This window comes from Cupriavidus sp. OV096, assembly GCF_900115455.1.
GTDB lineage: Bacteria > Pseudomonadota > Gammaproteobacteria > Burkholderiales > Burkholderiaceae > Cupriavidus.
Window position 1 is genome coordinate 39,274 of record NZ_FOWM01000017.1, and the last position, 13,732, is coordinate 53,005.

15 protein-coding genes are annotated in these 13,732 nt (G+C 67.8%); 3 read left to right on the forward strand and 12 right to left on the reverse strand.

Annotated features, from left to right (window positions below; translation table 11 throughout):
- Positions 1 to 8 precede the first annotated feature (8 nt).
- The 9 genes from BM115_RS25395 to BM115_RS25435 all read right to left on the reverse strand — a co-directional run bounded on the left by BM115_RS25395 (position 9) and on the right by BM115_RS25435 (position 7,640).
- Complete coding sequence (locus BM115_RS25395) at positions 9 to 770, reverse strand: heme ABC transporter permease (RefSeq protein WP_092301149.1); 762 nt, start codon at positions 768 to 770, stop codon at positions 9 to 11.
- A gap of 4 nt (positions 771 to 774) precedes the next feature.
- On the reverse strand, positions 775 to 1,440 hold the full coding sequence (gene ccmB, locus BM115_RS25400) for a heme exporter protein CcmB (protein ID WP_092301152.1): 666 nt from the start codon (positions 1,438 to 1,440) through the stop codon (positions 775 to 777).
- Positions 1,440 to 2,075, reverse strand: coding sequence for a cytochrome c biogenesis heme-transporting ATPase CcmA (gene ccmA, locus BM115_RS25405; RefSeq protein ID WP_092301155.1), 636 nt, complete (start codon positions 2,073 to 2,075; stop codon positions 1,440 to 1,442). The genes ccmB and ccmA overlap by 1 nt, the downstream gene beginning before the upstream one ends.
- A 57-nt stretch (positions 2,076 to 2,132) precedes the next feature.
- Entirely contained in the window at positions 2,133 to 2,723 is a 591-nt protein-coding gene (locus tag BM115_RS25410; protein ID WP_092301158.1) for a cytochrome c3 family protein, read from the reverse strand.
- A 19-nt stretch (positions 2,724 to 2,742) separates the two neighbouring features.
- The gene (locus BM115_RS25415; protein WP_255370982.1) at positions 2,743 to 3,216 is read right to left on the reverse strand and encodes a nitrate reductase cytochrome c-type subunit; all 474 of its coding nucleotides are present in this window, start codon (positions 3,214 to 3,216) and stop codon (positions 2,743 to 2,745) included.
- 30 nt (positions 3,217 to 3,246) lie between these two features.
- Entirely contained in the window at positions 3,247 to 5,742 is a 2,496-nt protein-coding gene (gene napA, locus BM115_RS25420) for a periplasmic nitrate reductase subunit alpha (RefSeq protein WP_092301164.1), read from the reverse strand.
- Complete coding sequence (locus tag BM115_RS25425; RefSeq protein ID WP_092301167.1) at positions 5,714 to 6,097, reverse strand: chaperone NapD; 384 nt, start codon at positions 6,095 to 6,097, stop codon at positions 5,714 to 5,716. Before BM115_RS25425 ends, napA begins: the two co-directional genes overlap by 29 nt.
- 86 nt (positions 6,098 to 6,183) lie before the next feature.
- Positions 6,184 to 6,342, reverse strand: coding sequence for a periplasmic nitrate reductase, NapE protein (gene napE / locus BM115_RS25430; protein ID WP_092301325.1), 159 nt, complete (start codon positions 6,340 to 6,342; stop codon positions 6,184 to 6,186).
- A gap of 167 nt (positions 6,343 to 6,509) precedes the next feature.
- A complete protein-coding gene (locus tag BM115_RS25435; RefSeq protein ID WP_092301170.1) occupies positions 6,510 to 7,640 on the reverse strand; it encodes an L-talarate/galactarate dehydratase in 1,131 nt (376 codons plus the stop codon).
- A 214-nt stretch (positions 7,641 to 7,854) separates the two neighbouring features.
- Here BM115_RS25435 and BM115_RS25440 point away from each other — a divergent pair, with 214 nt between their 5' ends.
- Positions 7,855 to 8,850: a LacI family DNA-binding transcriptional regulator gene (locus tag BM115_RS25440; protein WP_092301173.1), complete on the forward strand. Its 996-nt coding sequence runs from the start codon at positions 7,855 to 7,857 to the stop codon at positions 8,848 to 8,850.
- Positions 8,851 to 8,951: 101 nt separating this feature from the next.
- Here BM115_RS25440 and BM115_RS25445 read toward each other — a convergent pair whose 3' ends face one another.
- Positions 8,952 to 9,380, reverse strand: coding sequence for a VOC family protein (locus BM115_RS25445; protein ID WP_092301176.1), 429 nt, complete (start codon positions 9,378 to 9,380; stop codon positions 8,952 to 8,954).
- Between the two features lie 119 nt (positions 9,381 to 9,499).
- Here BM115_RS25445 and BM115_RS25450 point away from each other — a divergent pair, with 119 nt between their 5' ends.
- A complete protein-coding gene (locus BM115_RS25450; protein WP_092301178.1) occupies positions 9,500 to 10,423 on the forward strand; it encodes a LysR family transcriptional regulator in 924 nt (307 codons plus the stop codon).
- 30 nt (positions 10,424 to 10,453) lie between these two features.
- Here the strand turns inward: BM115_RS25450 and BM115_RS25455 are convergent, their stop codons facing one another.
- Both BM115_RS25455 and ybaL read right to left on the reverse strand, forming a co-directional pair.
- Positions 10,454 to 11,203: a metalloprotease LoiP gene (locus BM115_RS25455; RefSeq protein ID WP_092301181.1), complete on the reverse strand. Its 750-nt coding sequence runs from the start codon at positions 11,201 to 11,203 to the stop codon at positions 10,454 to 10,456.
- Between the two features lie 176 nt (positions 11,204 to 11,379).
- Positions 11,380 to 13,098, reverse strand: a complete 1,719-nt coding sequence (ybaL, locus tag BM115_RS25460) for a cation:proton antiporter domain-containing protein (protein WP_092301184.1) — start codon at positions 13,096 to 13,098, stop codon at positions 11,380 to 11,382.
- A 208-nt stretch (positions 13,099 to 13,306) separates the two neighbouring features.
- On the opposite strand from ybaL, the gene BM115_RS25465 reads away from it, so the two are divergent.
- Positions 13,307 to 13,732, forward strand: a complete 426-nt coding sequence (locus BM115_RS25465; protein WP_092301188.1) for a DUF1801 domain-containing protein — start codon at positions 13,307 to 13,309, stop codon at positions 13,730 to 13,732.

A 13,732-nucleotide genomic window follows, 5' to 3' on the forward strand; every position in this document is an offset into this window, starting at 1 on the left:
GGTTCTCGTTAGATCAGCCGCGGCTCGGCGCGCTCGCGCAGGATGCAGCGCACGCGCACCAGCGCCACGGCAATCGTGTACATCCAGCAGGCCAGCGTCATCAGCAGCATGCCGGCCAGCATGGGGTGCGCCATGGATGGCGCGGCGGTCAGGCTCACCGACGCGCCCTGATGCAGCGTGTTCCACCACTGCACCGAGAAATAGATGATGGGGATGTTCACCACGCCGACCAGCGCCAGCACCGCGCAGGCACGCTCGGCGCGGCGCGGGTCGTCGATGGCGTTTTCCAGCGCGAGAAAGCCGAGGTAGAGGAACAGCAGGATCAGTTCGGAGGTCAGCCGGGCGTCCCAGACCCACCACGTGCCCCAGGTCGGCTGGCCCCACAGCGCGCCGGTCCAGAGCGCGATAAAGGTGAACAGCGCGCCGGTGGGGGCCAGCGCGGAGGCCATCATCGACGAGAGCCGCGTGCGCAGCACCAGCGCCAGCGCGCAGTAGCTGGCCATCACGAGGTAGATGAACATCGACATCCACGCTGCCGGCACGTGGATGAAGATGATGCGATAGACCTCGCCCTGCTGGGCGTCCGTCGGCGCCACGCCGAAGCCGAGGTAGAGCCCGGCGATCAGAAGCAGCGCTGCCGCCACGGCGAACCATGGCACCAGCCGCCGGGCCAGCGGGTCGAAGCGGGCCGGGGAGGCGTAGGTCAGCCAGCGCGACCGGGAGGGCTGGGGCAGTCTGGCGGAGCGGGGCAAGTCGGCCGAGGGTCCCATCGTCTCACTCCATGGCAATGCGCAGGCCGGCAGCGGCGGCCGGCGGACACAGGCACAGCGCCAGTGCCAGGCAGGCGCCCAGCAGCGACAACTGCGGCATGACGTCGAGCCCGGCATCCGCCGCCGCGCCGGCCCCGGCGCCAAAGACCAGCACCGGCACGCAGAGCGGCAGGACGAGGATGCACAGCAGCACCGCGCCGCCGCGCACGCCCAGCGTCAGCGCCGCGCCCACCGCGCCGATCAGGCTCAACACCGGCGTGCCGATCAGCAGCGACGCCGCCAGCATCCACGTGGCCCCGGCCGGCAGCGAGTACTGCTGCGCCAGCACCGGCGTCAGCACCAGCAGTGGCAGGCCACTGGTCAGCCAGTGCGCACAGATCTTGGCCAGCACCAGCAGCGCCAGCGGCGCCGGGGACAGCAGCATCTGCTCCAGGCTGCCTTCGGCATGATCGGCGGCGAACAGGCGCGACAGCGACAGCATCGACGCCAGCAGCGCCGTCACCCACAGGATGCCGGGCGCCAGCGCGCGCAGTTGCTGCGGATCGGGGCCGATGGCGAGCGGGAACAGGCTGGCGGCGATGACGAAGAACACCAGCGTGGCGACAAGGCCGTCGCGCCGGCGCCAGGCCAGCTTCAGGTCATGGACGAGCGTGGCGCCGAAGGCATGCATCAGGCGGTGCCCTCCAGCGCGAGCCCGCGCAGCCTGCCGCGCGCCGTTGCCAGTGGCAGCGCCAGCGGGCCGTGCAGGGCGATCACGGCCATGCCGCCGGCGGCCAGATGGGCGTCGAGGCGGGTGCGGAAGTGGTCGGCGGCGGGGGCGTCCAGCGCCGCCAGCGGCTCATCCAGCAGCCACAGCGGGCGCGGTGTGAGGGTCAGCCGCGCCAGCGCCATACGCCGCCGCTGGCCCTGGGAGAGCGTACGCAGGCGCGCATCGGCCATCCGCGCGAGCCCGGCGTCCGCCAGCGCCGCCCGCGCTGCCTCCGGCGTGACCCGGTGGCCGGCCAGCCGCGCCGCGTAGACCAGTTGCTCGGTGGCGCTCATCTCGGCATCGAGCCCATTGTGGTGGCCGAGGTAGGCCACCGCTCGCCCATAGTCCGGATCGCCACCGCGCACGGGCCGCCCTTGCCAGGTCACGGCGCCGGCCAGCGGCACCAGCAGCCCGGCCAGCACCCGCAGCAGCGTGGACTTGCCGCTGCCATTGGGCCCGGTCAGGGCGATGGCCTGTCCCGGCGCCAGGTCGATGTCGATGCCATGGAACACGGCGCGGCCGGCGCGGGCAAAGGCGAGCTGGTGGGCCGCGAGCATGGGGCGGGCCTCAGCCGGAACGGGGTCGGGAGCGGGAACGGGCGCGCGCGGCGTGGGTCATTCGCTGCCCTCGGCCTTGGAGACATCGGGCAGCCGGTGCGCAATGCCCTTGTGGCAGTCGATGCAGGTCCGCTCCTTGTTGGCGAGGTAGGTGGAGTGCATGGCCTGGGCGCGCGGGCTCTGCCGCGTGAAGTCCATCGACTGGTAGTCGTGGCAGTTGCGGCATTCGAGCGAGTCGTTGGCCTTGAAGCGCGCCCACTCGTGCTGGGCCAGCTCCAGCCGATGGGCCTGGAACTTCTCGCGGGTGTCGATGGTGCCGAAGATCTTGGCCCAGACCTCCTTCGATGCCTGCATCTTGCGGGCCATCTTGTCGGTCCAGTTGTGCGGCACGTGGCAGTCCGAGCACTTGGCGCGCACGCCGCTGCGGTTGGTGAAGTGGATGGTGCCCTGCAGCTCCTGGTACACGTTGTCGCGCATTTCGTGGCAGCCGGTGCAGAACTTCTCGGTATTGGTGAACTCCAGCGCCGTGTTGAACGCGCCCCAGAACACCACGCCCGCGATGAAGCCGCCCAGCGTGAGGAAGCCGAGGCTGAAATACGCGCTGGGCCGGTTGATGGTGCGCCAGTATCGTTTGAGCAGGTCGAGCATCGCGCTAGTCCGCCAGGTCTTATTTCTTGGCTGCAGTGCCCTTGGGCGCCGCCGGTTTCTTCAGCATGGTCTCCACGTCCGTGAACGTGTTGCCGACCAGCGGCTTGGCGTCGGCCTGCGGCACGTGGCACTGGGTGCAGAAGTAGCGCCGGGGCGAGACATCGGCCAGCACGTTGTTGTTCCGGTCCATGTAGTGCGTAATGCTGACCGGAATCGCCTGGGTCTCCTCGGTGCGGGTGCGCGCGTGGCAGAACATGCAGCGGTTGTAGTCCTTGTCGAGCTGGTAGCCGTCGATCTTGTGCGGGATGGTCGGCGGCTGCATGGTGTAGTTGCGGGTGCGGCGCACGTCCTTGTTCTCGGTGGGGTAGAGCAGGGGCGGTTTGGACTCGCTGCCGATGGGCGTGGGACCGCGCATGGCGTCGGTCAGCCCCTTTCCCTCGGACTGGGCCTGCGCGCCGGCCAGCACGAACTGGCTGGCGAGGATCCAACCCATCCAGACTGTTGATCGCATGGCGTGGCCCCCCTATACCTTCACGATCTTGACCGCGCACTTCTTGAAGTCGGTCTGGAGCGAGATCGGGCAGGTGGCGTCCAGCGTCACCTTGTTGATCAGTTGGCTGGCGTCGAACCACGGCACGAAGACCAGCCCGCGCGGCGGCTGGTCGCGCCCGCGCGTCTCGATCCGGGAGCGCATGCGCCCGCGCCGGGACACCACCTCCACCTCCACGCCGCGCCGCAGTCCCATCGCCTTGGCATCCTCGGGATGCATGAACACCACGGCGTTGGGGAAGGCGCGGTACAGCTCGGGCACCCGCCGGGTCATCGAGCCGGAATGCCAGTGCTCCAGCACCCGGCCGGTGGCCAGCCAGAACGGGTATTCCTTGTCCGGCGACTCGGCGGCGGGCTCGTAGGGCAGGGCGAAGATGACCGCGCGGCCGTCCGCGTTGCCGTAGAACTGGAAGCCGGTGCCGGCCTTCACGTAGGGGTCGCTGCCCTCGCGGTAGCGCCACAGGGTTTCGCGTCCGTTGACCACGGGCCAGCGTAGGCCGCGCGCCTCGTGGTAGGCGTCGAACGGGGCCAGGTCGTGGCCGTGGCCCCGGCCGAAGCTCGCGTATTCCTCGAACAGCCCCTTCTGGATATAGAACCCGAACGCCTTGGCTTCATCGTTGTGGTAGTCCGGGTTGACTTCCTTGAGCGGGAACTTGTCCACCTGGCCGTTGCGGTAGAGCACATCGAACAGCGTCTTGCCCTTGACCTCCGGCATCTTGGCGATCAGGTCCGCCGGCCAGACTTCCTCGATCTTGAAGCGCTTGGAGAACTCCACCAACTGCCACAGGTCCGAACGGGCCTCGCCGGGGGCATCGACCAGTTGATGCCAGAACTGGGTGCGCCGCTCGGCGTTGCCGTAGGCGCCTTCCTTCTCTACCCACATGGCGGCAGGCAGGATCAGGTCCGCCGCGAGCGCGGTCACGGTGGGGTAGGCGTCCGAGACCACGATGAAGTTTTCCGGGTTCCGGTAGCCCGGCAGCCCTTCCTCCATCAGGTTGGCCGCCGCCTGCATGTTGTTGTTCACCTGCACCCAGTACGCGTTGAGCTTGGCGTCCTTGAGCATGCGGTTCTGCAGCACGGCGTGGTAGCCGGGCTTTTCGGGGATGGTGCCGGCCGGGATCTTCCAGATCCGTTCGGCGGTCTCGCGGTGCTTGGGGTTGGCCACCAGCATGTCCGCCGGCAGCCGGTGCGAGAACGTGCCCACCTCGCGCGCGGTGCCGCAGGCCGAGGGCTGGCCGGTCAGCGAGAACGGGCTGTTGCCCGGCGTGGCGATCTTGCCGGTCAGCAGGTGGATGTTGTAGACCATGTTGTTGGCCCAGCTGCCGCGCGTGTGCTGGTTGAAGCCCATGGTCCAGAAAGACACGACCTTGATGTTCGGGTCGGCGTAGAGGGCGGCCAGCTGTTCGAGCTTGTCGCGCGGCACGCCGGAGAGCTTGCTGACGGTGGCCACGTCGTACTTCGCCACGAACTTGGCGAAATCGTCGAACGTGATCGGCGTGGCGGCGTTGGGGTCGGCCGCGTTCTTGGCCTTCTTCTGCAGTGGGTGGTCCGGGCGCAGCCCGTAGCCGATATCGGTCACGCCCTGCTTGAACACCGTGTGCTTGTTGACGAAGTCCTTGTTGACCTTGTTATTGGTGATGATGTAGTGGGCGATGTAGTTCAGGATCGCCAGGTCGGTCTGCGGCGTGAAGATGATCGGCAGGTCGGCCAGTTCGTAGGAGCGATGGGTGAAGGTAGACAGCACCGCCACGCGGGTCTTGGGCGCGGAGAGGCGGCGGTCCGTCACCCGGGTCCACAGGATCGGGTGCATCTCGGCCATGTTCGAGCCCCACAGCACGAAGGCGTCGGCCACCTCGATATCGTCGTAGCAGCCCATCGGCTCGTCCATGCCGAAGGTGCGCATGAAGCCGGCCACGGCGGAGGCCATGCAGTGACGGGCGTTCGGGTCGATATTGTTCGTGCGGAAACCGGCCTTCATCAGCTTGGAGGCGGCGTAGCCCTCCCAGATCGTCCACTGGCCCGAGCCGAACATGCCGACCGCCGTGGGGCCTTTCTCCTTCAGCACGCGCTTGAACTGGGCGGCCATCACGTCGAACGCCTTGTCCCAGGTCACGGGCTGGAACTCGCCGTTCTTGTCGTACTGTCCGTTTTTCATGCGCAGCAGCGGCTTGGTCAGCCGGTCCTGCCCGTACATGATCTTGGACAGGAAGTAGCCCTTCACGCAGTTCAGGCCCTTGTTGACCTCGCACAGCGGGTCACCCTGGGTGGCCACCACCTTGTTTTCCTTGACCGCCACGGTCACGCCGCAGCCGGTGCCGCAGAAGCGGCAGGGCGCCTTGTCCCATTTCAGGCGGGTCAGGTCGCTGTCCGTGACGAAGTTGGCCGCGTCCGCGCCCAGCGGAATGCCGCCCACCGAGGCGGTGGCGGCCACGGCCGTCTGCTTAATAAAGTCCCGGCGAGTGACTTTCATCGACAATCTCCGTGTCCATGTCGCACGCATCCTCGTTGTGCTGGTAGACCAGGGTGGCCGCCAGCACGCCGTCCAGCTGATGGAGGAACGTCAGATGCGCCGCGATGGCGCGTGAGGTGGGGGCTTCCAGCGTGACGACGAGCTTGCCGGCGTCGCTGGCGGCGTGGATCTCGGCACCGGCCAAACCGGCGATGGCGCCGCGCACGGCATCGAGGCTCGCCGGCTGGGTGTGCACGAGCACGCCGGCGATGTGCCACTGCTGCGCATCGGCGTCATCGGGGCTCTCTGCGCGGGTGTCTCCCGGCTGCGCCGTGGGGAGTGGCGGCTCGGGGGTGGAATGCGTGGTACCTGGCATGACTGTCCTTGCGGCAGCAGGCCGCGTCGTTCAGTGCTACAGGAACTGCAGGCGTCACCCCACCGGGCGACGTCGGTCCATGCCAATCAATGCGTGGGCGGGCCGCTGACGAGCTGGGTCATCCAGACGATGAATCCGTACCCGGCCACGACGATGACGGTCAGCACCGGCACCATCACGGCGGTCAGGAACAGGAAGCTCCGGAGTTCTTCTTTCTTGCGCTGCGGATCGTCGGCGACAGCCATCGCAAAGTCCGGCATGGATTTCGTGGGGACGGGATCATTTAAGGAAGCGCATCCGGTGGTGTCAAGCGCGCATTGGGCCAATATGGCACGGCGTGATGTGTGTGGGTCGTGCGGAGGGCGTGTATCGGGCGATCTCTGATAAGTCAGAGACCGCCCCGGGGCGAGGCTCAGGGCTGGGCGCCGAACTCCGTCTGCGCGCGGGTCCAGGCGCGGGCCTGCTCGCTGATGGAGACGCCCAGGCCGGGGCGCGTGGGCACGGTGATGCGGCCGTCGCGGATCTCCAGCCGCTCGTTGAACAGCGGTTCGAGCCAGTCGAAATGCTCGACCCACGGCTCGCGCGGATACGCTGCCGCCAGATGCACATGCAGTTCCATGGCGAAGTGCGGCGCAATCATCAGCCCGGCGTGGTCGGCCAGCGCCATCACCTTCAGGAACGGCGTGATGCCGCCCACGCGCGGCGCGTCGGGCATCAGGTAGTCGGCGGCGCGGTGGCGGATCAGGTCCCAGTGTTCGGCGGCGCTGGTCAGCATCTCGCCGGTGGCGATGGGGGTGTCGAACTGCGTGGCCAGCGCGGCGTGGCCTTCGTGATCGTAGGCGTCCAGCGGTTCCTCGATCCAGACCAGGTTGAACGACTCGAAGGTGCGGCACATGCGCTGCGCGGTGGGGCGGTCCCACTGCTGGTTGGCATCGACCATCAGCGGCAGGGCATCGCCCAGGTGCTCGCGCACGGCGGCCACGCGGCGCAGGTCTTCGGCGCGGTCTGGCTGGCCCACCTTGAGCTTGATGCCGCCAATGCCGCGCTCGACGGACGCCGCCGCGTTCACCTTGAGCTGGTCCAGCGGGGTGTGCAGGAAGCCGCCCGAGGTGTTGTAGCAGCGCACGGCGTCCCGGTGGGCGCCCAGCAGCTTGGCCAGCGAGAGGCCGGCGCGCTTCGCCTTCAGGTCCCAGAGCGCCACGTCGATCGCGCCGATGGCCTGCGTGGACAGGCCGCTGCGTCCCACCGAGGCGCCGGCCCAGCACAGCTTGTCCCAGATCCTGGCGATGTCGCTGGCGTCCTCGCCCAGCAGGGCCGGGGCGATCTCGCAGGCGTGGGCGTACTGGCCGGGGCCGCCGGCCCGCTTGGAATAGCTGAAGCCGAGCCCGGCGTGGCCATCGGCGGTCTGGATTTCGGCGAACAGGATGGCCACCTCGGTCATCGGCTTCTGTCGGCCGGTCAGCACCTTTGCGTCGCTGATCGGGGTGGCGAGCGGCAGGTAGCAGGAAGAGAGGCGGATCCAGGCGATCGAATCGGGAGACATGCGGGTTCCTTTTCAGGGTATGACAACGTTGTCATTCAAGGGCGGAATGCCCGGCTGGGATGCGTCGTATTGGCCACGTGATCGTTGTTTATGGCCGGGATGCGCGCCAGTTCAGGCAATCGTCGGTAGAATGCTAACGTTGTCATACGACTGGGTCAACCCGTCGGCCGACATCGTATCTCCATCCAATCCGCTTAAACCCGCCAGAACCCGCATGCCCCAAGCTCCAGCGTCGAAGTCCGTCACGCTCCATGATGTCGCCCGGCAGGCCGGCGTCTCGCTGATTACCGCCTCGCGGGCGTTGAGCAATCCGGGCATGGTGTCCGAGGCCACCATCGCGCGCGTGCGCGAGGCCGTGGCGGTGACCGGCTACATCCCGAACCTGCTGGCCGGCGGGCTGAAGTCCCGCAAGAGCCTGATGGTGGCCGCGCTGGTGCCGAACATCGCTGTGCAGCAGTTCCTGCCGACCGTGAAGGCGCTGACCGATGCGCTGGACGCCGCCGGCTACCAGTTGATCCTCGGCCAGACCGGCTACGATCACGCCCGGGAGGAGGCGCTGCTCGCCACGATGATCAGCCGTCGCACGGACGGCATCGTGGTGACCGGCCTGATCCATTCGCAGACCGCGCGCGACCAGTTGCGCCGCGCCGGCATTCCGGTGGTGGAGACATGGGATTTGAGCGATCGGCCCGTGGACATGGCGGTGGGCTTCTCGCACCTCAAGGTGGGCAGCGCCATCGCCGGCTACTTCCTCGGGCAGGGGCGGCGCCGGCTGGCCATCGCCACCGGCGACGACCAGCGGGCCGCCGTGCGACGCGAGGGCTTCCTGTCCACGGTGGGCCACGATGTGCCGACCGTGGTGGTGCCCGCCCCGAGCAGCCTTGAATACGGCCGCAAGGCGCTGGCCGACCTGCTGGCGCAGGCCCCGGACATCGAGGCAATCTATTGCAGTTCCGACCAGCTCGCGCAAGGCGTGATGATCGAAGCACACGCGCGCGGGCTGCGCATGCCGCAGGATCTGGCGATCTGCGGCTTCGGCGACGCCGACTTCGCCGCGCATATGAACCCGCCGCTGACCACCGTCCACGTGGATGGCGCGCAGATCGGCGAACTGGCCGCGCGGCAGTTGCTGGCGCGTTTTCGGGGCGAGCCGGTGCCCGAGTCGGTGATCGACGTGGGCTTCCGCATCATCGAGCGGGGCACCACGTAAGACGCTGCATCAGTGCGCCGATGAAGGTGCTCTGCCCGGCGCGGCTCGAACCGTATCAGCCGGCGCAACCTTTGCAGCCGGCACGCTAGGCCGGTCCACTGTCACATCCCGTCCGGCGGCAGCAGGTGGACGTTGTACGCCACTTCCCACAGGTGGCCGTCCGGGTCCTGGAAGTGACCGGCATAGCCGCCCCAGAAGGTCTTCTGCGCGGGCTTGGTGATGGTCGCGCCGGCCTGTTTCGCCTGTGCCATCACGGCATCGACCTCGGCCTCGCTACGCACGTTGTGGGCCATCGAGAACTCGGTGGCACTGGGCGGCGCCACCGGCAGGCCGGCCTCGCGGGCGAGGTTCTCGCGCGCGAACAGCGCCAGCTTGGTCCCGCCTTGCAGGTCGATGAACACGGCGGCGCCATGCTCGAATTCCTGCCCGATAATGCCGGCGGTCGGCAGGCCGAGGCCATCGCGGTAGAAGCGCAGCGAGCGTTCCAGATCGTCCACGCCCAGCGTGATCAAGGTGATATAGGGTTTCATGGGCTGTCTCCGTTTTCGGTGCGACAGCTTACCTCCGATCCGCCCGCCTCAGCCCAATCAGCGGGGATGCGGCAGAATGCGCTTTCCGCACCCCCGCGCCCCCAAATCGTGATGATCCGATGCTCAGACTCGAGGACCTGACCCTGTTTGTCCGCAGTGCCGCGCTCGGCAGCTTTTCCAGCGCCGCGCGCGAAGCCGATCTGCCGCCTGGGCAGGTCAGCGCCGCCATCCAGCGGCTGGAACGGGAGCTGGACCTGCGCCTGTTCGTGCGCTCCACGCGCAGCCTGCGGCTGACGGCCGAGGGCGAGCGATACCTGCCGTACGCCACCGATGTGCTCGCGCTGCTGCACGAAGGCCACGAGCGTTCCCGGAGCGAGGAGGGGGATCTGAGCGGGGTCCTGCAGGTGTCGGCGCCGTCCGATGTCGGCCGCAACGTGCTGCTGCCGTGGATCACGGCGTTCTGCGCGAGCCATCCGCGCCTGTCACTGCGGCTGCTGCTCTCGGACCGCGTCAGCGATGTGTTCCGGGAGCCGGTCGACGTGGCCATCCGCTACGGACTGGCCGAGGACGCCAGCTATGTGGCCCTGCCGCTGGCCCCCGAGAACCGCCGCGTGCTGGTGGCATCGCCCGACTATCTGGCCGCGCACGGGCGGCCGGCAAGCCTGGACGACCTGTTGCGCCACCGCTGCGTGCTGTACCTGCTGGGCGGGCGCCTCTATGACAAATGGGTGTTCCCGGTGGAGGGCAAGCGTCGGCTGGTGGCGGTGAACGGGGCGATGATCTGCGACGATGCCGACGTGGCGCGCCGCTGGGCGGTGGCGGGGCAGGGCATCGCCTACAAGTCTTGGCTCGATGTCTGCGCGGATGTGGAAGCGGGCACGTTGGAGGTGGTGCTGCCGCACCAGCCGGGCGAGAGCGCGCCGCTCAGCCTGATCTGCCCGCATCGCAAGCAGTTCTCGCCGGCGGTGCGCCAGTTGCAGGCGCTGTTGCGCGAGCGGCTCGCCCCGCTGGAGGCCCGGTTGCGCGGCATCGCCACGCCCTAGGCCCCTTTTTTCGTATTGATCGTACGGGTCTTACTTCGATGCGACCTTGCTGATGCGGCCCTCGATATGCTTGGCGCGCGCCTCCGAGCCCGGATGCGAGCCGAACATGCTCGACTTGCCGCCATCGAGCTTGGCCAGCTTCTCGAACGCGGTGACCAGCGCCTTGGTATTGGCCTTGTTCTTGGTCAACAGGTCGAAGGCGAAGTCGTCGGCGGCGGTCTCCTGCGCCTGCGAGAACTGCGCGTTGACCAGCTTTTCGCCGAGTTCACCCAGTTGGGAGGAAGACAGCGCGGCCATGGCGCCGTTGGTGGCGCCGACCGCACTGCGCGCGGCGGTGGCGGCGTAGGCCACCTGCATGGCCTTCTTGCTGTGGCCCAGCGCCACGTGGCCGAGTTCGTGGCCCAGCACGCCGCGGACCTCGTCGTCGCTCATCATGTCCATCAGGCCGCTGTAGACCCGCACGCAGCCGTTGGCCATGGCCCAGGCGTTGACGTCCTTGGTCAGGTACACCCGCACGTTGAGATTGGGCACATCGCTGTTCTTCAGCCCGGCCATGACCTTGGTGAGGCGTTTTGCGTAGTTGGTGCGGGGGCCGGCGGTCTTGTTGGTCTGGTCGGACTCGGCGCAGGCCTGGTCCGACAGCGATTTCACCTCCGCGTCGGTCAGGGTGGCGGCCTGCGCCAGCGAGGTGCCGGCGGTGACCAGGCTGTTGACATCGGTGCCGGCGCAACCGGCGAGCAGGGCACTGGTGAGCAGCGGAAGTACGAGGAAGCCTTTCATAGCGGTTCGCGAGGTAGTGGCGGGAGTTTCCCGGGAATGGGAGGCTATGCCACTTCATCGCGGGCGAACCCGCATCCAGATCAAGGTCCGCCGTGTTTCCGCACGCTGGCTAAGGAAATCGGATTTCTGCCAATCGCATCAATCCTGAGGTAATCGTGAATCGATCCTGACGCGACTCAAGCCGTGGCCTCATGCGCGCCGCGCGGCACGAAGCGCCCCAGTACATGGCTGGTCATGCCCTTGGCCAGTTCCTCCTCGCCATAGAACACCGTGCCGAGCCCTTCCTTGCGCAGCAGCGCGGACTCGTCCTCGCTATGCGTGCGCAGCACGATCTCCACGTTGGGGTTCAGCGTCTTGGCGGTTTCCACCATCTGGCGCACGTAGAGCGGCTCCGGCACGGCAATCACCAGCATCGCCGCGTGGGCGATATGGGCCTGGATCAGCACCGCCGGGTCGGCCGCATTGCCCGAGACCGCCGCGAAGCCCGCGCGGCGCAGGGACTCCACACGCTCGCGGTTCTCGTCCGCAATCACGAAGGGAATGCCGCGCTCCTGCATCGCCTGGGCAATCCGCTTGCCCACGCGGCCGTAGCCGACCAGCACCACCTGGCCTTCCAGAAACTTGCGCTCGGTGGTCATCGGCAGCTCGGCGTAGGGGTCGCCGCGCTGCTCAAGCCGCCGCGCCAGCGCCGATCGCTTGAGAATCCACTTTCGCAGCGGCTCCACGCCGGCAAACAGCAGGGGATTGATCGCGATGGAAATCAGCGCGCCGGCCAGCACCAGGCTCATGCCTTCCTCCGGCAGCAGCCCCAGCGTGACCCCCAGCCCGGCCAGGATGAACGAGAATTCGCCGATCTGCGCCAGGCTGGCGGACACCGTCAGCGCCGTATTGAGCGGATAGCGGAAGGCCAGCACCAGCGCGAAGGCCGCCAGCGACTTGCCGAACACGATGATGGCGACCACGGCCAGCACGTGCAGCGGCTGCTCGATCAGGATGGCCGGCTTGAACAGCATGCCCACCGAGACGAAGAACAGGACCGAGAACGCGTCGCGCAGCGGCAGCGATTCCTCGGCGGCGCGATGACTGAACTCCGACTCGCGCATCACCATGCCGGCGAAGAAGGCGCCCAGCGCGAACGACACGTTAAACAGTTCGGCCGCCCCATAGGCAATGCCAATCGCCACGGCCACCACGGCCAGCGTGAACAGCTCGCGCGAGCCGGTCTTGGCCACCTGCCACAGCAGCCACGGCAGGATGCGCCGCCCGGCCACCAGCATCAGCGCGATAAACGCCACCACCTGGAGCAGCGTCTGGAGGATGGTGAAGCCGAGCGCCTGCGCGCCCTGGTCTGGCGCGGCGTTTGTGCCGCCGAGCAGCCCGGCCAGCGGCGGCAGCAGCACCAGCACCAGCACCGTGGCGAGGTCTTCCACCACCAGCCAGCCCACGGCGATGCGCCCGTTCATGGTTTCCAGCACGTTGCGGGTTTCCAGCGCCTTGAGCAGCACCACCGTGCTCGCGCACGACAGGGAGAGGCCGAAGACCAGCCCGGTGCCCAGGCTCCAGTCCCAGATCCACGCCACCAGCATGCCCAGCGCGGTGGCAATCGCCATCTGCACCACTGCCCCGGGAATGGCGATACGTTTTACCGCGAGCAGGTCGCGCAGCGAGAAATGCAGGCCGACGCCGAACATCAGCAGCATCACGCCGATTTCGGATAATTGCGAGGCCAGATGAACATCGGCGACGAAGCCCGGCGTGCCGGGGCCGATGATGATGCCGGTGACGAGGTAGCCGACCAGGGCGGGAATCTTGACGCGTTCGGCCAGGAAGCCAAGCACGAGGGCGATGCCGAAGCCGGCGGCGATGGTGGTGATGAGGGTGAAGTCGTGGTCCATGCGTCGTCTGCGGGGTGCTGCGCAAGCGGCCAGTGAAATGCTGGGGCGAGGGGCAATTGTAACGGCAGGTGCCCGGCCTCGACGGCGGGGCCCATGAAAAAACGGGCAGATTCCGGCCAGCGCCCGCCAGCGGGGGCTTGGCAAGGTGCGCCACTTCGACAACCATACACGCACCAAAAGGCGGATAAATACGAGAGGAGAGGCGGGAATGACCCAGACGAAGACCACAGCCCCGGCCAAGACCGCAACCAAGGCCACCGCGCCAGCGGACGAGTCCCCGGCAGCCCTGATCGACGCCCGGATCGCGGAACTGGGCGACTGGCGCGGCGAAACCCTCGCCCGCCTGCGCGCGCTGGTGAAGGAAGCCGACCCCGAGGTGGTGGAGGAATGGAAGTGGCGCGTGCCGGTGTGGTCCCACGACGGCATCCTGTGCACCGGCGAGACCTACAAGAGCGCGGTGAAGATGACCTTCGCCAAGGGGGCCTCGCTGGACGACCCGTCCGGCCTGTTCAATTCCAGCCTGGACGGCAACACCCGGCGCGCCATCGACTTCCGCGAGGGCGAGAAGATCGATGCCAAGGCGCTGAAGGCCCTGATCCGTGCCGCCGTGGCGCTGAACCAGGGCAAGGCCTAG